General features: G+C 71.3%; 20 protein-coding genes and 3 pseudogenes. 13 read left to right on the forward strand and 10 right to left on the reverse strand.

The features are described from left to right. Positions 1 to 21: 21 nt before the first annotated feature. The gene (locus FHS22_RS28140; protein ID WP_338047994.1) at positions 22 to 873 is read right to left on the reverse strand and encodes an ABC transporter permease; all 852 of its coding nucleotides are present in this window, start codon (positions 871 to 873) and stop codon (positions 22 to 24) included. A 305-nt stretch (positions 874 to 1,178) separates the two neighbouring features. On the opposite strand from FHS22_RS28140, the gene FHS22_RS28145 reads away from it, so the two are divergent. The 3 genes from FHS22_RS28145 to FHS22_RS28155 all read left to right on the forward strand — a co-directional run bounded on the left by FHS22_RS28145 (position 1,179) and on the right by FHS22_RS28155 (position 4,844). Further along, positions 1,179 to 2,180 (forward strand): alpha/beta hydrolase, encoded by a 1,002-nt coding sequence (locus FHS22_RS28145; protein WP_184946507.1) that lies wholly within the window; start codon positions 1,179 to 1,181, stop codon positions 2,178 to 2,180. 259 nt (positions 2,181 to 2,439) lie between these two features. Continuing rightward, positions 2,440 to 4,056, forward strand: a complete 1,617-nt coding sequence (locus FHS22_RS28150; protein ID WP_184946509.1) for a protein kinase domain-containing protein — start codon at positions 2,440 to 2,442, stop codon at positions 4,054 to 4,056. A 53-nt stretch (positions 4,057 to 4,109) separates the two neighbouring features. Further along, positions 4,110 to 4,844, forward strand: a complete 735-nt coding sequence (locus FHS22_RS28155; RefSeq protein WP_184946511.1) for a DUF7873 family protein — start codon at positions 4,110 to 4,112, stop codon at positions 4,842 to 4,844. A gap of 431 nt (positions 4,845 to 5,275) precedes the next feature. On the opposite strand, the gene FHS22_RS28160 is transcribed toward FHS22_RS28155, so the two are convergent. After that, a complete protein-coding gene (locus FHS22_RS28160) occupies positions 5,276 to 5,563 on the reverse strand; it encodes an HU family DNA-binding protein (protein ID WP_184946513.1) in 288 nt (95 codons plus the stop codon). Positions 5,564 to 5,873: 310 nt separating this feature from the next. Beyond that, the gene (locus FHS22_RS28165) at positions 5,874 to 6,086 is read right to left on the reverse strand and encodes a hypothetical protein (protein ID WP_184946515.1); all 213 of its coding nucleotides are present in this window, start codon (positions 6,084 to 6,086) and stop codon (positions 5,874 to 5,876) included. A gap of 212 nt (positions 6,087 to 6,298) precedes the next feature. Between FHS22_RS28165 and FHS22_RS28170 the strand changes: the two genes are divergently transcribed. From FHS22_RS28170 to FHS22_RS28175, 3 genes are all read left to right on the forward strand, one after another. Then, the gene (locus FHS22_RS28170; protein ID WP_184946516.1) at positions 6,299 to 6,856 is read left to right on the forward strand and encodes an MFS transporter; all 558 of its coding nucleotides are present in this window, start codon (positions 6,299 to 6,301) and stop codon (positions 6,854 to 6,856) included. 163 nt (positions 6,857 to 7,019) lie between these two features. Further along, positions 7,020 to 7,622 carry a copper chaperone PCu(A)C gene (locus FHS22_RS37465; protein WP_338047995.1) on the forward strand — a complete coding sequence of 201 codons (603 nt, stop codon included), beginning with the start codon at positions 7,020 to 7,022 and terminating at the stop codon, positions 7,620 to 7,622. Further along, positions 7,619 to 8,857, forward strand: a complete 1,239-nt coding sequence (locus FHS22_RS28175; protein WP_338047996.1) for a Dyp-type peroxidase — start codon at positions 7,619 to 7,621, stop codon at positions 8,855 to 8,857. Before FHS22_RS37465 ends, FHS22_RS28175 begins: the two co-directional genes overlap by 4 nt. 274 nt (positions 8,858 to 9,131) lie before the next feature. Here the strand turns inward: FHS22_RS28175 and aceA are convergent, their stop codons facing one another. Beyond that, positions 9,132 to 10,421 (reverse strand): isocitrate lyase, encoded by a 1,290-nt coding sequence (gene aceA / locus FHS22_RS28180; RefSeq protein ID WP_184946520.1) that lies wholly within the window; start codon positions 10,419 to 10,421, stop codon positions 9,132 to 9,134. Positions 10,422 to 10,744: 323 nt separating this feature from the next. On the opposite strand from aceA, the gene FHS22_RS28185 reads away from it, so the two are divergent. Beyond that, entirely contained in the window at positions 10,745 to 12,214 is a 1,470-nt protein-coding gene (locus FHS22_RS28185; protein ID WP_377297118.1) for a helix-turn-helix domain-containing protein, read from the forward strand. On the opposite strand, the gene FHS22_RS28190 is transcribed toward FHS22_RS28185, so the two are convergent. Continuing rightward, on the reverse strand, positions 12,199 to 13,728 hold the full coding sequence (locus FHS22_RS28190) for a CHAT domain-containing protein (RefSeq protein WP_184946523.1): 1,530 nt from the start codon (positions 13,726 to 13,728) through the stop codon (positions 12,199 to 12,201). The genes FHS22_RS28185 and FHS22_RS28190 overlap by 16 nt on opposite strands. Before the next feature lie 131 nt (positions 13,729 to 13,859). On the opposite strand from FHS22_RS28190, the gene FHS22_RS28195 reads away from it, so the two are divergent. Together FHS22_RS28195 and FHS22_RS28200 are read left to right on the forward strand one after the other, a co-directional pair. Further along, entirely contained in the window at positions 13,860 to 14,816 is a 957-nt protein-coding gene (locus tag FHS22_RS28195; protein WP_184946525.1) for a glucosyl-3-phosphoglycerate synthase, read from the forward strand. Positions 14,817 to 15,030: 214 nt separating this feature from the next. Then, positions 15,031 to 16,251 carry an acyl-CoA dehydrogenase family protein gene (locus FHS22_RS28200; RefSeq protein WP_184946527.1) on the forward strand — a complete coding sequence of 407 codons (1,221 nt, stop codon included), beginning with the start codon at positions 15,031 to 15,033 and terminating at the stop codon, positions 16,249 to 16,251. Between the two features lie 95 nt (positions 16,252 to 16,346). Here the strand turns inward: FHS22_RS28200 and FHS22_RS28205 are convergent, their stop codons facing one another. After that, entirely contained in the window at positions 16,347 to 16,628 is a 282-nt protein-coding gene (locus FHS22_RS28205; protein ID WP_184946530.1) for a hypothetical protein, read from the reverse strand. A 401-nt stretch (positions 16,629 to 17,029) separates the two neighbouring features. Beyond that, positions 17,030 to 17,188, reverse strand: a pseudogene (locus FHS22_RS28210) (IS630 family transposase); the annotation flags it as partial. 71 nt (positions 17,189 to 17,259) lie between these two features. Between FHS22_RS28210 and FHS22_RS39670 the strand changes: the two are divergent. After that, positions 17,260 to 17,499 (forward strand): annotated as a pseudogene (locus tag FHS22_RS39670) (transposase); the annotation flags it as partial. 55 nt (positions 17,500 to 17,554) lie between these two features. Then, positions 17,555 to 18,034, forward strand: coding sequence for an IS3 family transposase (locus tag FHS22_RS28215; protein ID WP_184946534.1), 480 nt, complete (start codon positions 17,555 to 17,557; stop codon positions 18,032 to 18,034). Here the strand turns inward: FHS22_RS28215 and FHS22_RS28220 are convergent. Next, a complete protein-coding gene (locus FHS22_RS28220) occupies positions 18,006 to 19,304 on the reverse strand; it encodes an ISL3 family transposase (RefSeq protein WP_184946536.1) in 1,299 nt (432 codons plus the stop codon). The two genes, FHS22_RS28215 and FHS22_RS28220, sit on opposite strands and share 29 nt — an antisense overlap. Positions 19,305 to 19,573: 269 nt before the next feature. Further along, complete coding sequence (locus FHS22_RS28225; protein ID WP_184946538.1) at positions 19,574 to 20,446, reverse strand: aldo/keto reductase family oxidoreductase; 873 nt, start codon at positions 20,444 to 20,446, stop codon at positions 19,574 to 19,576. A 141-nt stretch (positions 20,447 to 20,587) separates the two neighbouring features. Between FHS22_RS28225 and FHS22_RS28230 the strand changes: the two genes are divergently transcribed. Together FHS22_RS28230 and FHS22_RS28235 are read left to right on the forward strand one after the other, a co-directional pair. After that, positions 20,588 to 21,025: a winged helix-turn-helix transcriptional regulator gene (locus tag FHS22_RS28230; RefSeq protein ID WP_221474225.1), complete on the forward strand. Its 438-nt coding sequence runs from the start codon at positions 20,588 to 20,590 to the stop codon at positions 21,023 to 21,025. Positions 21,026 to 21,088: 63 nt separating this feature from the next. Further along, positions 21,089 to 21,628: pseudogene (locus FHS22_RS28235) on the forward strand (integrase core domain-containing protein); the annotation flags it as partial. On the opposite strand, the gene FHS22_RS28240 reads toward FHS22_RS28235, so the two are convergent. Further along, a complete protein-coding gene (locus FHS22_RS28240) occupies positions 21,618 to 22,790 on the reverse strand; it encodes an ISAs1 family transposase (protein ID WP_184946543.1) in 1,173 nt (390 codons plus the stop codon). The pseudogene FHS22_RS28235 and the gene FHS22_RS28240 overlap by 11 nt on opposite strands. Positions 22,791 to 22,838: the final 48 nt, after the last annotated feature.

Below are 22,838 nucleotides of genomic sequence, written 5' to 3' on the forward strand. Positions count from 1 at the left end.
TCCCGCGGGCGGCCCGCGCGCTCATCCACCCTGGACCACCACCTTGCGGCGGGCGGCGCGGGTGGCGAGGGCGCCCAGGGCCAGCAGTGCCGCCGCCCAGAGGGCCTGGAAGCCGAGCGCCTCCAGCGCGTCGCGTTTGCCGAGGTAGACGTCGGCGGGGACCTGCACCATCGCCGCCCAGGGGAGGGACTGCGCCAGGGTGCCGAACCAGCCGGGGAAGAGGTTCAGCGGAAGGACCATGCCGCTGAAGAACATCGCCATCACCATGGACAGCGCCTGCGTGCCCCGGTCGTCGACGATCCAGAACGACGACAGGGCGACCAGGTAGCGCCAGCCGAAGCTGACGACCACGCCGAGTACGAAGCTGGCGGTGAAGAAGGCCCAGGTGGCGAGGTGCGCGGGGGTGACGATGCCGAACAGCGCGGCCCCGGCGAGCGTCGGCGGCACGCTGCGCAGCAGGAACAGGTAGCCGGCGCGGCCCAGGTCGTCGGCGAGGTTCCAGGCCTGCAGCGAGGCGGGGCGCAGGAGGTCGACGGCCACGTCGCCGCTGCGCACGCGCTCGGCGAGCTGGACCCCGCCGCCGAGCAGCTGCATCGGGCCGATGAACGCCTGGCCGAGGAAGCAGAAGGTGACGGCGTCGGCGACGTCGTATCCGGCCAGGCCGGGACGGGCCTCCCACAGGGCGATCAGGACGTGGGCGCGCAGGATCCCGAAGACGGTGTTGGTGAAGGCTCCGGCGAGGGCGGCGGCCCGGTAGGCGGAGTGGCGGCGGAAGCCGTACCCGGCGAGGCGCGCGTAGAGGGACAGGCGCGGGTGGGGCCGGAGGCGGGTTCGGGGCGGGAAGACGGCCTCCTCGGGGTGTCGTGAGGGCAACCCTCCGATTTTCCTCGCAGGTCGGGGCGGGGGCAACGGGTTATCCGGGACGGGGCGTCCTGCGGTGGCGGGCCTCCGGGGGAGGGGGAGGGGCGCCTGCGGCGGACCGGCCGGCGGAGGCCGGGCATCCGGTGGGAGAGGCGGGCCGTCCGTCCGGGAGCGCTCGTCCGGAGCGGCGCAGGGGTTCCGGCTGCGCCGGCCGACCGGAATGGGATGGTAGGCGATATAGGCGTAACCTTCACGACATACCAGGCACATGGTAGAACGAAGTTCTGGCGGGAATCCTCCTCCCAGGAGGTTCCCGCATGCGCGATGAGATCGACGTGGACGTCTGTCCCGGTTACCCCGTCAGCTGGCAGGCCTCGGCGCTCAACGCGATCATGCGTGGCACGGTCAAACCGCTGTCCGGTCTTCTCCTCCGCTCCGACCTCAGCGTGCTGGCGGCCTCGCGGTTCGTCGCGCTCGCGGGCCGGGTGCCGCTGCGGCTGCCCCCGCACGTGAGCCTCGTGCAGGACCGGGCCGGGGCGTGCCCGGGGGAGTGGGTCCGCGCCGGGCACGGGCTCGACGAGGGCAAGGTGCTGCTCTACCTGCACGGCGGCGGCTACTTCGTCTGCTCCCCGGCCACCCATCGGCCGATCACCTGGCGGCTGTCGGTCGCCGCCCGCCGCCCGGTGCTGGCCGTCGACTACCGCCAGGGGCCGGTCCACACGCTGGCCGAGTCGCTCGAGGACGCCGTGGGGGCCTATCGGTGCCTGCTGGAGCGGGGGTACGAGCCCGCCGACATCCTCATCGCCGGTGACTCCGCCGGAGGCCACCTGACCCTGGCCGCCCTGCTGGCGCTGCGCGACCGGGGGGCGCCGCTGCCCGCCGCCGCGGTGTGCCTTTCCCCGTGGGCGGACCTCAGTGACACCCCGCGGCGGGTCAACCGGCTGCTCGACCCGGTGATCCCGGCCGGCCGGGTCGAGTGGCTGGCCCGCCGGTGGACCGCCGGTCTCGACGCCCGCGATCCCCTGGTCTCCCCGGTCTTCGGCGACTACACCGGGCTGCCGCCGCTGATGGTCGTCACGGGCTCGACCGAGGTCCTGCGCGACGAGGGCCGCCGGGTCGCCGAGCGCGCCCGCGCCGCGGGGGTCCCGGTTACCTACGAGGAGTGGAGGCGGATGCCGCACGTCTTCCCCATCCTCGCCGACGTGGTCCCCGAGGCGCGCAGGGTGTTCCGGCACATCGCCCGCTTCCTGGCGGCGGCGCAGCGGCTCGCCGCCCGGGACGTGCCGGGGGAGGCGGGAGACCGTACGGCCGCCGCCTGACGGTCCCGGGGCCGTCGGGCGGCGGCCCCGCACCCGTGCCGCCCGCGATCCCGCAGGTCACATCGGTATGACTAGTCCCATTGATATCAATGGTTACTTACCTTGAGGGATGATTGGCCTTACCCGCTATATCCCTTATGACTAGTCAGGAGCGAACTCCTCTCCCATCCCGTCACAGTGTGCTTGCCGTAGCCGTACAGGAAGGCTCGATCGGATGGCGCGTGGCGGAACTGGCCCCAGCAGCGGCATGCCTCCCGGCGTGCGGCCCCTGACCGTCGGGGACCCGGTCATCATCGGCCGCTATCTCCTGCTCGGCCGCCTCGGCACCGGCGGCATGGGCGTCGTCTACCTGGCCGAACACCCCCAGGGCGGGGTCGTGGCGCTCAAGACGCCGCATCCGGTGCACCTCGACGATCCCACGCTCCGGGCCCGTTTCGCCGAGGAAGTGGAGTTCTCCCGCCGGGTGACGCCGTTCTGCACCGCCGCGGTGGTGGAGGACGGCACCGACCGGGAGCGACCCTACCTGGTCTCGGAGTACATCCCCGGCCCGGCCCTCTCCCAGGTGGTCGCCGCGCGCGGCCCGCTCACCCCGGACCTGGCCTACGGCGTCGCCCTCGGCACGGCCGGCGCGCTGACGGCGGTGCACGAGGCCGGGCTGGTCCACCGCGACCTGAAGCCCGGCAACGTGCTGCTGTCGGACACCGGCCCCCGGTTGATCGACTTCGGGATCGCCAGGGACGTGGACACCCTCGCCGCGCACACCCAGGCCGGTCAGGTCATGGGCAGCCCGGGATGGGTCGCCCCGGAACGGCTCACCGGCGGTCCCGCCCTGCCCGCCTCGGACGTCTTCTCCTGGGGCTGCCTCATCGCCTACGCGGCCACCGGCCACCACCCGTTCGGCGCCGGCGAGCCCGACGTGCTGACCCGGCGGATCCTGGTCGAGCCGCCGCGCCTGTCCTCGGTTCCCGACCTGCTGCGTCCCGCGGTGGAGGCGGCACTGGCCAAGGAGCCCGCGCGCAGGCCCGCGGCGGCGGACCTGCTCGGCGCGCTGCTCGCCGCGGGCGGCATCGGCGACCCGTGGGACGCGCGCGAGGCGGTCGCCGAGGTGCTGGCGGAGATCTGGACGCCCGTGCCGTACCCGCCCGGGGGCGGCCTGCTCCGGCTGGCCTCCGGCGGTGGGGCGGGCCGGGGAGGCCCGGTGGACCGTTCGGGCCCGGACCGGCCGGTGGGGGACCTGCCCTCGCTCCCGGCCCGGCGCTCCCGCCGGGCCGGACCGGGGCGGGGCGCCCACCTGCCGCAGGCGAGCTTCGCGGCGCTGGCGACCGTCTCGATGGTGGCGTTCGCCATGGTCGCCGCGGGCAACGGCGGTCCCGCGGCGGGCGGCGGAACGCCCGAGCACGTGCCGATGGTGATCCCCGTCGACGGGACGACCATCGGCGCGACCTCCCGGGGGAGCCGGCCGCAGGACGGCCCGGCGGGGGGCCCGCCCCAGGCCGGCCCCTCGACCATCATGGTCACCACGACCAGGACCGTTCCGGTCCCCGGGGCGACCGGCCACCTCCAGGAGCCCTCACCGGACGGTCCGCAGGACTCACCGGACGACCCCGGCGGCCCCCGCGGTTCCGGCGGCCCGGACGATCCCGGCGAGCCGCAGACCTGCGCGGACGTGAACGCGGCGGGGAAGGGCGGCGGGAAGGGGCGGGGCAGGGGCGGGGCGGGGGACTGCCCGACGCGGACGGCCGGTCCCAAGCCCTCCTTCACCCAGATCCCGCAGACCGGCGACGGCGAGAGCCCGACGCCGACGCCGAGCGCGTCCGGGACGCCGTCCGCCACGGTCTCCCCCTCGCCCAGCCCATCGGTCCAGATCGGCGGCTGAGGCCGCCGGGAAAACGGGGTGAGCACAAGGGATCTCGCTGCTAGTTTGTCCGCATGGCGACCAAGTTGAACCAGATCCTCGCCGTGGAGAAGGGCGTCAAGTCCGACGTCCAGCGCAAGGTGACCGACGCGTACCACACGATCCAGAAGAACGCCCTCCTGCTGGGGCTGTCGCGGACCTACCAGCCGATCGACGACGAGGGGGAGCACCTCCCCCCGGAGTCGACGCGGGTGCAGGTCCAGGCGGAGGATCTGCTCAGGCAGGTGGGCGCCGCGCTGACCCGGCTGTTCGACGTGACCGCGACCAAGGACTGGGCCAACTGCGCCGCGCATGCCGACGTGAAGGTCGACGGCGCCGTCCTGCTGGAGCGGGTGCCGGTCACCTACCTGCTCTTCCTGGAGAAGCAGCTGGTCGACCTGCACACCTTCGTCTCCAAGCTGCCGGTGCTGGACGCGGCCGAGACCTGGACGCTGGACCCCTCCACCGACTGCTGGCGGACCGAGCCGGTCAAGACGACCCGGACCAAGAAGGTGCCGCGCAACCACGTCAAGGCCGAGGCCACCGACAAGCACCCGGCCCAGGTCGAGGTCTACCACGAGGATGTCGTCGTCGGCTTCTGGACCAGGGTCGCCTTCTCCGGCGCCATGCCCCGCAAGCGGGTCAACGAGCTGCTGGAGCGGGTCACCAAGCTCCAGGACGCCGTGAAGTTCGCCCGCGAGGAGGCCAACGGCGCCGAGGTCGCCGACCAGCGGATCGGGGACAGGATCTTCGACTACCTCCTGAGGTAGTCTTCACAGACTCCCCGTGGGAGCGCGGGGACGCGCGAAAGCGCGAAAGCTGAAACTGAACGTCAGACTGACACGCGGTGCATGTGGGGGTTCGAGTCCCTCTCCCGGCACTTTCACGCCGGGATGGCCCAACAGGTAGAGGCGGCCGCTCACGCTCAGACTCTCGCTCCAGGTTCAGCATTCGCCGCCGTGCGCCGGATCGACCGAGGGCAGGCAGAGATCGTCGGGTGCGGGTTCGAGTCCCGCTGGGCGCTCCACGTGCGTCCGTAGCTTAAAGGCAGAGCACGACATCGTCAGGATGACCGGTCCTCTTAAACGTGCCGGCGCCGTCACATGGCGGCACACCAGGCCCCCGGGGAATGGATACTTCCCCGGGGGCCGCCGCTCTCGCACGGCCCGGCGCCGTCGCCGCGCACGGCAGGGCAGGCGGGTCAGTCCTTCTTGCGCTGGCGGATCAGCCCCATGAAGCCCGGGCTCGGCTTGAACTTCGCGGTCCAGGTCTCGGCGATCTCCAGGGGCTCGCCGGTCTGCGGGTTGCGCCCGGCGCGGGCGGGCTTGTGCACGATCTCGAAGGAGCCGAAACCGGGGATGGCGACCTTGTCCTCGCTCGCGACGGCGTGCTGGATGGCGTCCAGGATCGCGTCCAGCGCCGCGGCGGTCTGCCGCCGGGTGAGGCCCGCCTCCGCTGCGGCCTTCTCGATCAGCTCGCGCTTGTTCATGCTCTCGATCCTCGCGTGTGCCCGGGAGGGCCAACACTACGGGGATCGCCCCGGCCGGTAGAACCCGCGCCCGCCGCCTTCTTTCCGGGCGGCGGGCGCGGGCGGGTCGTTCAGAGGCGGCCGGACTGTGCGGCCAGCCGTTCCGCCTCCAGGTAAAGGGCCTCGACGAGGACGAGCTCCAGGCGGAGGTCTTCGTCGGCGAGGCCGTCCAGGACTTCCATCGGGCCTCCCTGCCTACACCGACGCCTCACCGGTCACAAAGGTTCACGTTCTTTTCCGGGGCGGGGTTTCCGGGGCGGGGTCTCCCGGGTCAGGCCGGCGTACGGCCGGAGGCCGCTCTCCGGCCGGTCTCCATCGGGACCAGCTTCGCCAGATCCACGTACCGGCCCACCTCGTGCACGCCGGCGCAGTATGCGACCAGCACCCGCTCCCCGCCCACCAGGCGGGTGACGCGCAGGCACGGCTGGTCGTCGCGGACGATCGCCTCGACCCGGGTGCCGTCCGGTCCCTGCCAAATCCCCATGAAACCGAGATTATGGAGCGGACAGTAAGCATAGGGTAACTAACCGGGCATATCGGGATGTATTAGAGGTGTCCGGAGCGATCACCGGGAGCTCGCGGCGGCCCGCCCGGGCTTCCCCCGCCCCGGAACCGGATGCGCGCCCGCACTCTCCCCTGAGCGGTGATCCACCCGGACCGGCGGGCGGCGGCCCCCCATGGAATGATGTTCACGTCATGCCCGCCTCCCTGCCCTTCCGCCTGGCCCGCGCCGCGGTGTTCACCGCGCTCTGCCTCGGGCTGAGCATCGCCGCGCACCTGTTCGCCGGAGGCCCCGTCTCCGCGCCGAGCGCGGCGGGCGGGGCGGTGCTGGCGTTCGCCGCGGCACTGGCGGCGGCGGGGCGCGAGCGCCCGGCGGCGGTGATCCTGCCGCTCCTGGGCGGGCTGCAGGTCGTGCTGCACATGCTGTTCTCCCTGTGCCACGCGGCGCCCGCGGCCGAGGCCGCCGGGCACGCCCACTCGGGGCTCGTGCCCGGCCTGGGCATGCTGGTCATGCACGGCTGGGCGGTCGGGCTGACCGCCCTGTGGCTGGCACGGGGCGAGGCGGCACTGTGGACGCTGCTGCGCAGGCTCCCGCTGCGGCTGCTCCGCCTGCTCGTGGTCCACGCGCTCCCGGAACGGGCGCCGTTCTCCGCGCCCTCCGCGGCCGAGCCCCGCGCATGGCGCTCGGTCCTGCTCCGCCACGCCGTACACCGGCGCGGACCTCCCCGGCGGGTCACCGCCGCCTCCGGCTGACCGTCCGCGTCGCCGGAGGCCGTTCTCGCACCGTTCGGGCCCGCGCGTGCGCGGCCCCGCCGAGGCCGCACTCCCGCGGCCCGGCGAATCCGACCTGCGTGACCTCTTCTCCGGCATGGTCCTCGCCCATGGCGGCCTGCCGCATGCCAGAAAGGCATTCATCGTGCTCTCTCGCCGTACTCTTCCCGCCACCCCCGCCGCGATCCTGCTCGCCGCCGCGGTGGCGCTCAGCGGATGCGCCTCCCAGGCCACCACCTCGGCCGCGCCCGCGGCCGGTCCGTCCGCCGCCCCGTCCTCCTCGCCCGTGCTGACGATCACCGACCCCTGGGTGAAGACCACGAAGGAGGGCATGACCGCCGCCTTCGGGACCCTGGTCAACAACGGCGGCACCGACGTGACCGTCGTCTCCGGGGCCTCCCCGCTCTCGCCGGAGATCGAGCTGCACGAGGTCGTCGACTCCGGCGGCAAGACGGTCATGCGCCCCAAGGAGGGCGGCTTCACCGTCCCGGCGCACGGCACGCACCCCCTGAGGCCCGGCGGCGACCACATCATGCTGATGGGCGTCACCGAAGAGGTGAAGCCCGGCGCGCAGATCACCTTCACCCTCACCCTCGAGGACGGCTCGACCCTGGGGTTCACCGCCGTCGGCAAGGACTTCGCCGGCGGCGAGGAGGACTACCAGCCCGGCGCGCACACCGGCGGGGACATGGGCGGGGACATGGGCGGCGGGGACAAGGACGCGCACTCCGGCAAGGACGACCAGTGAGCGCCGGCCCCCGCCTCACCCGCAGGGGACTGCTGACGGGCGGCGCGGTGGCGGCGGCCGGAGCCGTGGCGGCGTGCTCGCCCGCCGCGGCCACCGGATCCGGGACGCCCGGCGGGCCCGGGACGGCCGCGCGCGGACAGGGCGTCCCCGAGACTCCGGACGGCACCGCCGCCGAGTCCTTCCACGGCGTCCACCAGGCCGGGATCGCCACGCCGCCGCAGGCCCACGCCGTCTTCGTCGGCCTGGACCTGCTGCCCGGCACCGGCAGGGAGGCGATCGCCCGGATGATGCGCCTGCTCACCGATGACGCGCGCCGCCTGACCGCGGGCAGGCCCGCGCTGGCCGACACCGAGCCGGAACTGGCGGCGCTTCCCGCCCGGCTGACCGTCACCTTCGGGTTCGGCCCCGGCCTGTTCGCCGCGGCCGAGGTCGACCACCTGCGCCCGGAGTCGGTCGCTCCCCTGCCCGCCTTCCCGGTCGACAAGCTGGAGAAGCGGTGGAACGGCGGTGACCTGCTGCTGCAGATCTGCGCCGACGACCCCCTCACCGTGACCCACGCCCTGCGCATGACCGCCAAGGACGTCCGGTCCTTCGCCCGGGTCCGGTGGACCCAGCGCGGCTTCCGGCGCGCCGCCCACGTGCAGGGCGCCGGGACGACCCAGCGCAACGTCATGGGACAGCTCGACGGGACCGTCAACCCGGAGCCGGGCACGGCCGACTTCGACCGGGCCGTGTGGACCTCCGGAGGCCCGGAGTGGATGCGCGGCGGCACCACGCTGGTGCTGCGGCGCATCCGGGCCGAACTGGAGACCTGGGACGCCGTCGACCCGGTGGGCAAGGAGTTCGCGGTGGGCCGCCGTCTGGACAGCGGCGCCCCGCTCACCGGGACACGCGAGCACGACGAGCCCGACTTCGCCAGGCTCACCCCGGCCGGGTTCCCGGTCATCGCCGAGCAGGCCCACATCCGGCGGGCCCGCGTCACCGATCCGGGCCTGCGGATCTTCCGCCGGGTCTACAACTACGACGAGGGCCTGTCCGCCGACGGGCGCGCCGACTCGGGGCTGCTGTTCGCCTCCTACCAGGCCGACATCGCCCGGCAGTTCCTCCCGGTCCAAAAGCGCCTGGCCGAGGCCGACCTGCTCAACGAGTGGACGACGCCGATCGGCTCGGCCGTGTTCGCCGTCCCGCCGGGCTGCCCGGACGGCGGATGGATCGGCGAGACCCTGCTGTCCTGATCTCCGTCCCCGCGTCCGGCCACGCGTCCGGTGGCCGGACGCGGGGAGGCCGTGCGGACGGAGTGCGCCGGTCCTGCCCCCGACGCCGTCCCCTCCCGGGAACGCCGCAGGGCGTGGGACCGCGCGGACACGCGCGAGGCCCCGCCGTACGGACCCGGGGGGAAGTCCGTACGGCGGGGCCTCATCCGACGACCTGGTCATCGAGCCCGCCCGGGGAACCGTCCCATGCCCTGGAAGCGTCCGGGCGGGCTCGATGCGAAGAAGCGTCCGAGTGTCAGTGAGCCTCGAACTGCTCCTCCTCCGTGGAGCCCTTGAGCGCCGTGGTGGAGGAGTCCGGCGCGATGGCCGTGCTGACCAGGTCGAAGTATCCGGTGCCGACCTCGCGCTGGTGGCGGGTGGCGGTGTAGCCGCGGGACTCGGCGGCGAACTCGGCCTCCTGGAGCTCGACGTAGGCGGTCATGCCGTCGTTGGCGTAGCCCTGGGCGAGGTTGAACATCGAGTAGTTGAGCGAGTGGAAGCCCGCCAGCGTGATGAACTGGAACTTGTAGCCCATGTGGCCGAGCTCGCGCTGGAACTTGGCGATGGTGGAGTCGTCCAGGTGCTTCTTCCAGTTGAAGGAAGGCGAGCAGTTGTAGGAGAGCATCTGGTCCGGGTACTTGGCCTTGATGGCCTCGGCGAACTCGCGGGCCACGTCCAGGTCCGGGGTGGAGGTCTCCATCCAGAGCAGGTCGGAGTGGGGCGCGTAGGCCAGACCGCGGGCGATGCAGGCGTCGACGCCGTTGCGGACCCGGTAGAAGCCCTCGGCGGTGCGGTCGCCGGTGGTGAAGGCCTGGTCGCGGGGGTCGACGTCCGTGGTCAGCAGCGTCGCGGCCTGGGCGTCGGTCCGCGCGATGATCAGGGACGGGACACCCGCCACGTCGGCCGCGAGGCGGGCCGCGTTGAGGGTCTTGACGTGCTGGCTGGTCGGGATCAGCACCTTGCCGCCGAGGTGGCCGCACTTCTTCTCGGAGGCGAGCTGGTCCTCCCAGTGCACGCCCGCCGCACCGGCGGCGATCATGCCCTTCATCAGCTCGAAGGCGTTCAGCACGCCGCCGAAGCCGGCCTCGGCGTCGGCCACGATCGGGGCGAGCCAGTGCGGCGCGTCCCCGTCGCCCTCGGACCAGGTGATCTGGTCGGCGCGGAGCAGCGCGTTGTTGATGCGGCGCACGACGGCCGGGACCGAGTTGGCCGGGTAGAGGCTCTGGTCCGGGTAGGTCTGCGCGCCGAGGTTGGCGTCGGCCGCGACCTGCCAGCCGGACAGGTAGATCGCCTTCAGACCCGCCTTGACCTGCTGGACGGCCTGGTTGCCGGTCAGCGCACCGAGCGCGTGCACATAGTCCTCGGTGTGCAGCAGGTCCCACAGGCGCTCGGCGCCGAGCCGGGCGAGCGTGTGCTCCTCCTGGACCGAACCCCTCAGCCGGACCACGTCCTCGGCGGTGTAGGACCGCTCGATGCCCTTCCAGCGGGGGTCGGTCTCCCACTCGCGCCGCAGCTCGTCTGCGGCTCCCTTGAGGCGATCGTTCATTTTTTCACTCCTTGTCGTCCCCTGGGTGCCTTGCCATGAGTCTGTGCCCAGACGAAACGGGCAAACAAGGCCGATTTTGCGGAAAGAATCGAGTTTTTTCTCTAAACACGAATACTCGCGGGTATTCGGAAGAGAAGAAGTTCAGAGTTTTCGTTATGGACTAGACCAATCGGGCCTGTGGTCCAGACCACTCCGCGCGCGGGCCGTACAAGATCGTCGAAAGGGGGCGGCCGGGCTCCTCCGGGCCCGCCTGGTGGCCGGCCGGCGAGGGCGGGGCCTTCCGAGGTGGAAAATACGGGGAAATTTCGCTTAGGATCGAGGTCATGGGATCCTTGGTGGGTGAAGAACCGCTGTCTTTGACGCAGGAGCTCGATCTCATCGCCTTCGGGCAGCGCCTGCGCCACCTGCGCAAGCAGCGCGGCCTCACCCTCTCCGACCTCGGCGAACGCGTCGGCCGCGCACCGAGCCAGCTCTCCCTGCTGGAGAACGGCAAGCGCGAGCCGAAGCTCTCGCTGCTCAAGGCGCTCGCCTCCGCGCTGGGCGTACCGGTGGAGGAGCTGCTGCGCCGCCAGGCGCCCAACCGGCGGGCGCAACTGGAGATGGCGCTGGAGGAGGCCCAGCGCGACCCGCTCTACGCCGGGCTCGGCCTGGCCAGGCTGAAGGTCTCCGCACGCGTCCCCAACGACGTGCTCGAACACATCCTCGGCCTGTACGGCGAGCTGCGCTCACGCGAGACCAAGGGCACCGCGACCCCCGAGGAGGCCCGGGCCGCCAACGCCGAGCTCCGCCGCAAGCAGCGCGAGCAGGGCAACTACTTCGCGGAGATCGAGAAGGCCGCCGCCGAGGCGCTGGCCGCGGTCGGCTACCGGTCCGGGGCGCTGTCCCAGAGCACCGTCCAGGCGCTGGTCACCCACTTCGGCTACACCGTGCAGACCGTGCAGGACCTGCCCAGGACGGTCCGCTCCATCACCGACCTGCGCAACCGGCGCATCTACGTCAAGCACGAGCAGCTCGGCATGCACACCCCCCGCACGATCCTGCTGCAGACCATCGGCCACCTGGCCCTCGGCCACCACAAGCCCCGCGACTTCGCCGACTTCCTGCGCCAGCGCACCGAGGCCAACTACTTCGCCGCCGCCGTGCTCGTGCCCGAGGCCGCCGCGGTGCCGTACCTGAGGGAGGCCAAGCAGGACCGCGCGCTCAGCGTGGAGGACCTGCGCGACGTGTTCGCCGTCTCCTACGAGATGGCCGCGCACCGCTTCACCAACCTGGCCACGCACTTCCTCGACCTGGTCTGCCACTTCGTCCGCAACGACGCCGGCGGGATCATCTACAAGGCCTACGAGAACGACGGCATCGTCTTCCCCGCCGACGAGCAGGGCGCGATCGAGGGCCAGCGGATGTGCCTGCAGTGGTCGGGGCGCCAGGTCTTCGCCTCGCCCGACCGCTTCTCCGTCTTCTACCAGTACTCCGACTCGCCGACCGGCACCTACTTCTGCGTCGCCCACGTGGACCCGAGCCGCGAGCGGGACTTCGCCATCACCCTCGGCGTGCCGTACCGCGAGTCACGCTGGTTCCGCGGCCGGGAGACCACCCACCGGACCAGGTCCGACTGCCCCTCCGGCGACTGCTGCCGGCGTCCGCCCGCCGAGCTGACCCAGCGCTGGGAGGGCTACGCCTGGCCCTCGGCCCGCGCCAACTCCCACGTGCTGGCCGCGCTCCCGCCCGGCTCCTTCCCCGGCGTGGACGAGGCCGACGTCTACACCTTCCTGGAGCGTCACGCCGTCGACTGAGGCGGGGCGAGCACGGCCGACGGATGGCCGGAGAACCGGTAGGCCAGCGCCGCCGCCGAGCCCGCGCAGCGCAGGGAGCGCAGGGCCTCCGCGGGGGGTTCACCGGCCAGGCAGCGCCGGTGGAGCTCCAGCGCCAGCTCCCGCGCGGCCTCGCCGCCGACCGGCCAGAGCGGGGCGGCCGCACCGCCCGCCCCCGCCACCAGGAACGCCGGGGCCAGGTCGGGGTCGGCGCCTCCGGCGAGGAAGACGAAGGGCGCGCCCTCCAGGCGGTGCCCGGCGACCAGGCGGGGCACCGGGTCCGAGCCGTCGACCCGGAGCAGGCCGCCGGTCCCGCCGGGCACGGTCAGGCCGATCAGCTCCGCCGGCTCGCCGAACGCCGCCAGGGTGCCGTGGAGCGCCGCCAGGCCGTCGCGGAGCGCGGAGGCCTCGCCCCGGACGACCGGCGGCGCGGGCAGCCCCGGACGCCGCCCGCCGAGGGACCACCGGCCGACCACCGCCTGGCAGTCGAGGAAGGCGGGGAGCGACGGGTCGAGCGGCCGCTCCAGCGCCGCCAGCTCCCAGGGGACGTACGGGTCCTCGGAGAGCAGGAGGATCCGCGGCGGGCGCGGCGCGATCCGCGCGGCCACCGCCTCCAGCAGCTCCAGGAACCCGGCGGGGACCTCCCGCGCCAGCCGCTCTCCGGCGGCGGCGCGCAGACGGGAGGGGGCGTCCGCGCGGTCCGCCCGCCCGAGCAGGTCGCGGCCGAGCGCCGAGGCCCGCGTGCCCAGGTCGCAGAGTTCGGCCCGGTCGGGGGTGACGAAGTGCGGGGACAGGTAGGACCACCACAGCCGCCCGGGCCGGTCGCCGTGGGCGATGACGGCGGTGACGTCCGCGAACCCGCCGGGCCGGGGCTGCCGGATCCGGGTGCCCGCGACCGGGTCCGGGGCAGGGGCCGGAGCGGGGTCGCGGCCGAGCAGACCGGGGGAGCCGAGGACCGCGACGGCCCGCGTCCCGAAGCCGGTCACCTGGCCCTGGACCGAGTAGACCGCCCGGATCCGCCGGACCGCCGCCGCCGCGGCCTCCGCGTCCGGAGGGAGGCGCGGGTCCCGGACGGCCTGCGGGGCTCCGGCGCCCTGCGGACCGGGGGAGCGCTGAGGGCCCCGCGGACCGGGACGGTCCGGCGGGAGTGCCACCAGGGGCAGGACCGCGGCGGGGTACGGCGACGCCTCGTCCACCCGCAGCCGTACCCGCCACCCGCCCGGCGCCTCGAACCCCTCGGCGATGACCTGGACGTCCAGCTCGAACGGCGCGCGGAGGGCCGGAGCCCCGGCGTCCGCCCCGGTCGCCGCCGGGTCCGCCGCGAGCCCCGCGCGGATCTCCAGGCCCCAGCCCGCCACGACCTCTCCGGCCGCCTCGATCAGCGGGAACGCCTCCCACTCCGCCGGGTCCGCCCGCTTGCCGGGCCTGCGGAAGGCTCCGGTCAGCCGGTGGAGCACCGAGGGCCCCTTCCGCCGGGCCGGGACTGCCGGATCCATGCCGTCTCCTCCCGCTCGGGCCTGAGCCGATCTTCCCACCTGGCGGCCGCGGGCGGGAGCCGGTACTCGAGGTGAATCAGTGCACCATAGGGTGATACCTGTGGATTCCGAGATGGTGGGAAGGGTGGGTTGTGCTGCCTGAGGTCGAGGCATGGCTGCGCAGCCGTACATCATCATCGGATGGCTGGCCCCTGCCATGGCTGCTGGAGGCGAAGGGCGGCACCACGGTCAGCGTCGTGCTCCCCGCCCGGGACGAGGCCGGGACGGTCGGGGAGATCGTCACCGCGATCCGGCGGGAGCTGATGGAGGCGGCGCCGCTCGTCGACGAGCTGGTGGTCATCGACTCCCGCTCGACCGACGACACCGCCGCCCGCGCCGCCGCGGCGGGGGCCAGGGTGGTCGCGCAGGACGAGATCCTGCCGGACCTCAAGCCGCTGGACGGCAAGGGGGAGGCGCTGTGGAAGTCCCTGGCCGCGACCTCCGGCGACCTGCTGGTCTTCGTCGACGCGGACCTGCGGGAGTTCCGCACGTCCTTCGTGACCGGGCTGCTCGGCCCGCTGCTCGGCGACCCCGGCGTCGTCTACGTCAAGGGCTGCTACGACCGGCCGCTGGGCGACCTCGGCAACGGCGGCGGGCGGGTCACCGAGCTGGTCGCCCGTCCCCTGCTGAACCTGCACTGGCCGCTGCTGGCCGGGTTCGTCCAGCCCCTCGCGGGGGAGTACGCCGGGCGGCGCTCGGTGCTGGAACGGGTCCCGTTCGTCACCGGCTACGGGGTGGAGCTCGGGCTCCTGGTCGACCTGCTGGATCTGGCCGGGCTCGACGCCCTCGCCCAGGTCGACCTGGGCCGCCGGGTCCACTCCCACCAGTCCACCGAGGCTCTGGGCGGCATGGCCGCGCAGATCCTGCAGACCGCCTGGTCCCGGCTGGACCGCCAGGACAAGATGATCCCGCTGCACGAGCCGTCCCCGCGGCTGGCCCAGTTCCGCCGGGGGCCCGGAGGCCACCACGCGACGGTCCGGGACGTGGCCGTGGCCGAGCGGCCTCCCATGGTCGGCGTCCCCGGGTACGGCGCGCGCGCCGCGGGCTGACCGGCGCGCGAGACCGCGGGCTCCTTCCCGCCGGGCCGCGCCCGTCCTGCCCGGCGGGCCCGCCCTCCCGCCGCGCCGCGACCGCCGCCGGAATCCTCACCTCGTCCCGGGGCAGATAGGCACGGAGGATCGGTGTCCCCGCTTCTCGGGAGGCCGTACCGGCCGGTAAAGTAGGGGTGTTACCGTTGGTAACGCATCCCGGAGGAGTGGACGAATGAGCGAGACCGGCTTCTGCCCGGAGTTGGGCGACGACGTGCGCGAGGTGCGCGACTGGGTGCACGAGTTCGCCCGCACGGTCGTCCGCCCGGCCGGCGCCGAATGGGACGAGCGCGAGGAGACGCCCTGGCCGGTCATCCAGGAGGCCGCCAAGATCGGCCTCTACTCGCTCGACTTCTTCGCCCAGCAGTGGTTCGAGCCCAGCGGCCTCGGCCTGATCGTCGCGTTCGAGGAGCTCTTCTGGGGCGACGCCGGGATCGGCCTGTCCATCGTCGGCACCGGCCTGGCCGCCGCCGCCCTGTCCGCGAGCGGCACCCCCGAGCAGATCGGGCAGTGGCTCCCGCAGATGTTCGGCACCCCCGACGACGTCAAGCTCGGCGCGTTCTGCGCCTCCGAACCGGACGCCGGCTCCGACGTGGGCGCCATCCGCACCAGGGCCGTCCACGACGAGGCCTCCGGCGACTGGATCCTCAACGGGGTCAAGACCTGGGCCACCAACGGCGGCATCGCCGACGTGCACGTCATCGTCGCCTCCGTCGACCCCTCCCTGGGCACCCGGGGCCAGGCCTCCTTCGTCGTCCCCCCGGGGACGCCCGGCCTGTCGATGGGCCAGAAGTTCAAGAAGCACGGCATCCGCGCCTCCCACACCGCCGAGGTCGTCCTCGACAACGTCCGCCTGCCCGGCTCATGCCTGCTCGGCGGGAAGGAGAAGCTCGACGCGCGGCTGGCGCGCGTCCGCGAGGGCGGGCGGGCCGGAGAGCAGGCGGCCATGCGCACCTTCGAGACGACCAGGCCCTCGGTGGCGGCCATGGCGGTCGGCATCGCCCGCGCCGGCTTCGAGTACGCCCGCGACTACGCCCGCGAGCGCGAGCAGTTCGGCCGCAAGATCGGTGAGAACCAGGCCATCGCCTTCCTGCTGGCCGACATGGCCACCCGGGTCGACGTCGCCCGCCTGATGACGTGGCGGGCGGCCTGGATGGCCCGCAACGGCAAGACCTTCGAGCAGGCCGAGGGGTCGATGTGCAAGCTGGTGGCGGGGGAGACCGCGGTGTGGGTGACCGAGCAGGCGATCCAGATCCTGGGCGGGGCGGGCTACACGCGTGAGCACCCGGTCGAGCGCTTCCACCGCGACGCCAAGATCTACACCATCTTCGAGGGCACGTCCGAGATCCAGCGTTTGATCATCGGCCGCGCGGTCACCGGCCTGCCCGTTCGCTGAAGATGTCCGATTTTCTGATCATGGTGTGAGGTCCCGGTTTCGGCCCCTGTTCCGTCGCTGTTCCGTCAGAGCGTCCGGCTGCGCATCGTGGAAGATCATCTCTGGCGGAGGCGGTCCGCGATGTCGAGCCCTTGCTGCGGACTGGGGGTGAAACAGGCGGGATCGAAGCCGATCCGGACCTCGCCGCCGGGGACCAGCGCGTAGGTGATGCCGTCGCGGTGGAACAGGGCCCGGCGCAGGCGGCGCCCGGCGTAGTCGGCGTCTTCCAGACAGAGCAGGTCGGCTGAGAACTGCTCGGCCAGACGTTCGGCGTGGGCGAGGGCCTGGTGGTCGTCGAGACCCGCCCAGCGGGCGGCGGTCAGGTCTGCCAGGGACATGCCGGGCAGTCTGCCGCATGTTCTGCCGGTGCATCCAGCCGGACTCCGCCGGATGGGAGCACGGCGGTACGGCGGACCGGCCGGACTGAACCCGAAGCGCTCCAGGAAGGCGGTGCGATAGTTCTCAGCCGGATACAGGCTGTTCCTCTCGCAGCCGTACGGCGACGGCACGGGCCTTGGCACTGCTTACGGAAAGCTCCCGCCGGAGGGTGTCGGTCGATATCGGCCGTCCGTGAACGGCTTGGTGCGCAAGATCGGCTTGACGTGCCTGTTCGAGAAGCTGCTCATCGTCCACGACCTGGCGAGGGTGCTGAGAGCGTGAGGCGCGCGATGCCGGAGGTTGATCGAGATGCGGGTGTCGTGTGTGGGTCTCCAGGGCTACAGAGACTGAAAGCCAGGGGTTACATCGAGTCGGGTGTGAGACCTGTCGCGGCGATGAACCCGTTGAGCAGGTCGGAACGGTACTGCATGGGCTTGAGCCGGCTCCTGATCAGACGAGCGAGCTGGTCGATGTCGCCGACGGTGAAGTTGAACAGCTTGGTGCGCAGAGCCGACCAGATGCTCGTGAGGTGCCCCGGATCTTCCGGACAGGCCCCCAACTACCGTTGAGGGCGTACCGGGAGGGAAGAGGATGGCGGGACGTAGCCGACGATTCAGCCAGGAGTTCAAGGACGAAGCAGTCCGCATGGTGCTGGAGGGCCCGCGGCCGGTGGCGCATGTGGCCAAGGAACTCGGTATCCATGACACCACGCTCGGGAATTGGGTGAACACCTACCGGCGAACCCGGGGCAATGACGTGGCGCCGGCACAGGATACGGGCGAGAAGAAAAGCGATCGGGAGCTTGCGCTGGAGCGAGAGAATCGCAAGCTCCGCGAAGAGAACGAGTTCCTGAAAAAGCCGCGGCCTTCTTCGCCCGGGAACAGCGGTGACCGCCAAGTACGAGCTCATCGATGCGGAGAAGGCCTCTTACGCTGTTGTGGACATGTGCGCGTGGCTGGGCGTGTCCCGCTCCGGTTATTACGAATGGCGCGGGCGGCCGGTCTCGGCGACCGCTGAGCGCCGGGAACGGCTGAAGGAAAAAATTGAGGCGCTCTTCGCCGACAGCCATCAGACCTATGGCTACCGGCGGATCCACGCGGCTTTGCTCCGCTCGGGAGAACAGGTCAGCGACGAGCTCGTCCGGCATCTGATGCGCGAGCTGGGCCTGCGGCCGGGGCGGAGTCGGCCGTGGCGGCCGGTCACCACCCTGGCCGATGGCTCTTATAGCGGGATTCCCGACCTGGTACGGCGGGAATTCACCGCGAGGCGGCCGGGTAGCAAGCTGGTCGGGGACATTACCTACATCCCCACCTGGGAGGGGTTCGTTTATCGGCTCTTCACAATCCAGGGTGTAGTCGTGGCCTGAAGCTGCCGGTTTCCAGCAGGGATCTGGCGATGTAGTTGGTGAGGTTGCGGAATCCGAGGGCGGAGCCGCGGAGGTGTTCGAGCCGTCCGTTGATGGCCTCGGTCGGTCCGTTGGACGTGCCCGGGCGTTCGAAGTAGGCCAGCACGTCGGTGGCTCGCTTCTTCAGTGTCCGGCCGAGCGTGATGATCTCGCTCAACGCGCTCGGGACGCTCTGGCTGACCGACTCGATCAACTTCACCATCAGCTCTCGGCCCTTGCTCCGATCGGGTTCCCGGTAGGCGGCGATCATCCGCTGGTAGACCCCCCACGTGGCTTCGACCTCAACGTGAGCGTCGCTGGCAAACAGCGCGGCCAGTCGGTCCTTCTGCTTGTCGGTGAGTAGGTCAGTGCCGGCGTGGAGGGTTCGCCGCGCGGTATAGAGCGGGTCGCTCTTGCGTCCGCGATGCCCGTGGATGGCCAGTTGGACACGTCGGCGGCATCGGTCGAGTGCATCGCCGACCAGACGCACGACATGGAATGGGTCCATGACCGCGACCGCGTCAGGCAGTTCCTCGCTGGCAGCGGTCTTGAACCCTGTGAAACCGTCCATCGCGACGACCTCGACGCGGTTGCGCCAGGACTCTTCGCGTTCGGCGAGCCAGGTCTTGAGAACCTGCTTGGAACGGCCTTCGACCATGTCGAGCAGCCGGGCAGGCCCGGTGCCGTCGCGGTTGCTGGTCAGGTCAACGATCACGGTGACGTACTTGTCGCCACGCCTGGTGTGGCGCCACACATGCTCGTCGACGCCGATCGCGGTGACGCCGTCGAGCCGGCCGGTGTCATCGATGAGGACGCGCTTGCCCTCGGCCAGAACGGCATCGTTGGCGGTGTTCCAGGCGCCCCCGAGTCCTTCGGCGACACGAGCGATGGTGAGGTGCTGGCAGACGATGGCTTCAAGCGCCCACCGCAGCCCGCGGCGCGAGAGCTTCGCCCGCGGCTCAGCCGCCTTGGTGGTGTCTTGCCGCCACACGTGCCCACAGTCGATGCAGCGGTAGCGGCGGATCGTGACGTGAAGGATCGTGGGCCGCCAGCCGAGTGGCTCGTGCGCCAGCCGCCGGGTCACGGTGTCACGCGGTGCGCCTTCGCAACCACAGCGGCGGCACCACTGATCGGACTCGACGACCCGGCACGCGAGAACCGCATGATCCGGGGCAAGTCGCTGACCGGTGACTTCGAGCCCGAGCTCGTCAAGGCGGCAGAACGTAGTCATGTCAGCGCGGGCGAAGCCCATCTCAGGGGTAGCGTCGCGCAACGTCGAGTCTTCCGGATGAATTTGGTGTAGGAACCCCCTTCCTCGGGAGACCTCGACGCCTACCCAGCCACCGACGCGGGGTTAGCTGCCACCGCCGGTGGACACAAGTTCCTGACGGTCGATGATCTGAAGTCAACCAGGTGAGGGCGAATCGTCCTGCTCCGGTCCCGGTCGCGCGAAGGCGACCGGAACCGAAACATGAACGGTGGCTTCGGTCGTGGCTTGTAGGCCGTTCGGCCACGAGGCATTCAGCGGCCGATGTCGTCCAGCTCGGTCACGTCCTCATGCGAGAGGGAGAGTCCCGCGCCGTCGATGTTCTCGCGCAGGTGCGCTGTCGATGACGTGCCGGGGATGAGCAGGATGTTCGGCGATCGCTGCAGCAGCCAGGCAAGCGCGACGGACATCGGTGTCGCCTTCAACCGAGCGGCGACCGCCGAGAGCGCCGAGGACTGAAGCGGGGTGAAGCCCCCGAGGGGGAAGAAGGGCACGTATGCGACACCTTCGGTGGCAAGCCGGTCGATGAGCTTGTCGTCGTGGCGGTGAGCGAGGTTGTACATGTTCTGCACGCACACGATCGGCGCGATGCTCTGTGCCTCGGTGACCTGCTCCTCGGTGGCGTTGCTGACCCCGAGGTGGCGGACCAGGCCCTGCTGCTGGAGTTCGACGAGCGTCTCGAACGCCTCGGCGAGCGAGCCGGGCTGGGGGCCTTCGGCGTTGCCGAGTCGGAGGTTGACCAGGTCGAGTACGTCGAGCCGGAGGGACTTGAGGTTGTCGTGGACCTGGCGGCGCAGGTCTTCGGGTCGCCGGGCCGTGGGCCAGCCACCCTGTTCGTCGCGGGTCGCGCCCACCTTGGTCACGATGTGCAGCGACTCGCGGTAGGGGTGCAGTGCCTCGCGGATCAACTCGTTGGTGACGCGCGGCCCGTAGGCGTCGCTGGTGTCGATGTGGGTGATACCGAGGTCGACCGCTTCACGCAGAACGGCCAGGGCACCCTCGCGATCAGCGGGCGGCCCCATGACCCACGGGCCGGCCAGTTGCATGGCGCCGTAACCGAACCGGGTGACGGTCAGGTCACCCAGATTCCAGGTGCCGCCGGGAAGAGAGAGGGAGGGTGTGCTCATCTTGTTGCCTTTCGTCGTGCACTTGGGGGTGGCGCCTGCTGCCTCCCTGCATCAGCATTGGAGAGAAACTTCCTATCGGGAAGTAGGCACTTGGAAGTGCGTAACCCACCCATCGGTGAGAGGTGCGAATCAGTGACGACGATGAAGGCGGCCCAGAAGAGGGCTCAGGCCAAGGTGGAGTACAACGCGTTCCTGGCAGGCTGCCCCAGCCGGCAGCTGCTCGACCGAATCTCGGACAAGTGGGTCGTCCTGATCCTGTGCGCGCTGGGCGGCGACAACAGCCGTGGCCAGACCGGTGCAGCACACGCAGACACTCCGAAGGCGATGCGTTACTCCGAGATCTCTCGTCTTCTCGCCGGAGTCAGCCAGAAGATGCTGACCCAGACGCTACGGTCGCTGGAGCACGACGGTCTGCTCACCCGTACCGTGACGCCAACCGTCCCTGTCACCGTCTCCTACGAGCTGACCGACCTCGGCCTCTCGCTCCACCACATGACGCGCGGGCTCAGAAACTGGGCGCAGACACACATGGCCGAGGTCCTCGCAAACCGCGAAAACTACGACGCTCGCACTTCCTGACGACTCACATCCAACCGTCCAACAGCTCTATGTTCTCGGCGCTACACCCTCAACTGCGAAGAGCCCGTTTATCTGGCGACGGTGATTGAATGCCATTCCAAGATGGTGGCGGGCTGGGCGATGGCCGATCACTACAAGACCTCGCTCATCTGCGATGCCATTGATGCGGCCGCCGGCAGGATCGAGCTGCAGCAGGGATGTGTCTTCTATTCCGACCGCGGTTCGAACTATACGAGCGAGGAATTTGGGCGGCATCTGACTCGGTACGGCATGCGCCGGTCCGTTGGACGGACGGGCGTGTGCTGGGACAACGCCCTGGCGGAATCGTTCTTTGGTGCGTTGAAGAACGAGTGGCTCAACGGAATGGTCTTCACCACCCGGGCCAAAGCACGGCGCGAGGTTGTCCGGTATATCGAGGGGTTCTATAATCGACGCAGGCTCCATTCCGCGAACGGGTACCGAACTCCGCTTGAGGTCCACAACGAGTACCTGAGCCGACGGCTCGCAGCATGGAGTGATCATCAGGAAGCTGTCCGGAGAACGCGGGGCTCCTCACACCTCGGAGTCCCGCGCCCCCAGGGCCGGAGCGTTCTCACGTTGTGAGACCGAGTAGCTGAAGCCCGTCCGCGGGGTGACTGCGGTAGTGGTCGGTCGCGGCGGCGATGTTGGTCCAGCCGACCAGGCGGGCCAGGCCGATGGCCAGATTCCGCAGGCTCGCCATGATGCGGGGAGCGGCACCGGTCCGGACGCGGGAGGCGTCCTCGCGGTAGGTGACGTCGCGGATGTGGTGCAGCGCCTCGATGCTCCAGTGGCCGCGAATCAGCGCGGCGAGGCGGGCGTGGGGGAGGCGGCCCACAGGGAGGCTGGTGATCGCGTAGACCGTGACGATGGTGGTCTTACCGGTCTTGTGGTCGGTGCGGCGGCGTTTGACCTGGATGGCCTGGGCGGCGTGGGGGAAGGGCAGACCGGGCCGGACGGTGCAGATCTTCATGCGGCGGATCTCGCGGCGGCCGTGTCCGCGCTCGTCGGTGCGATCGCTGAGGAAGGCATCACGCCAGGGCAGGGTCTTGAGCCGGCGATGCAGGGTGGGCTGGTTGCCCTTGACGATGAGCAGGTAGTGGCCGCCCGCGGCGATGATCTGCCGGGCGTGCTCGGCCTGGGTGTGCAGGGCGTCGGCGGTGACCACTGCGTTCGATAGGTCCAGGCCGGTCAGCAGCGGCGTGAACGCGCTGATCTCATTGCTTTTGGCCGTGACCTGGCGCTGGGCGACGACGGTCTGGGTGTCGTGGCGGGCGGCGGCCAGCAGATGCACCGTTCCTGCGCCGGTGCGGCTGCCGCGCAGGGTCTTACCGTCGATGGCCAGGCCGATCAGCGGGGCTCGGCTGGTGGGCGGGCCGTCGGCGGCCACAGTGGCCAGGTAGGTACCGATCGCGGCATCGAGGGCGTTGCCGTCCAGGCGGGCGAGCAGCCTGCGCAGGGTGCTGGTGGCCAGGCGGGCGGTGCCGGTCAGCCCGGCACCGGACAGGACGGCCGGGTCGTATCCGCTGATGGACCGGTTGATCGCCGCGATCGAGGTGGCTCCGCCGAGTACGGCGAGCAGAGTCAGGGCCAGCAGCGGGCCGAGCCGGTAGCGGCGTCCGTGGCGGCTGCGCGGGTCGGGCACGGTGTCCAGAACCTCGGCCAGGACGGGCAGATCGGTCCATGGATCGGAGAGTGCGACATGCTCGGAGTGGCGGGTGAGCATGTCGATCGGGGATGATGGCACGCGAACGCGGCCCCTGTTCTTGATCGACTGGCTAGACACCGACGATCA

It is taken from the genome of Thiemannella venezuelensis (assembly GCF_014203605.1).
Classification (GTDB): domain Bacteria; phylum Actinomycetota; class Actinomycetes; order Streptosporangiales; family Streptosporangiaceae; genus Planomonospora_A; species Planomonospora_A venezuelensis.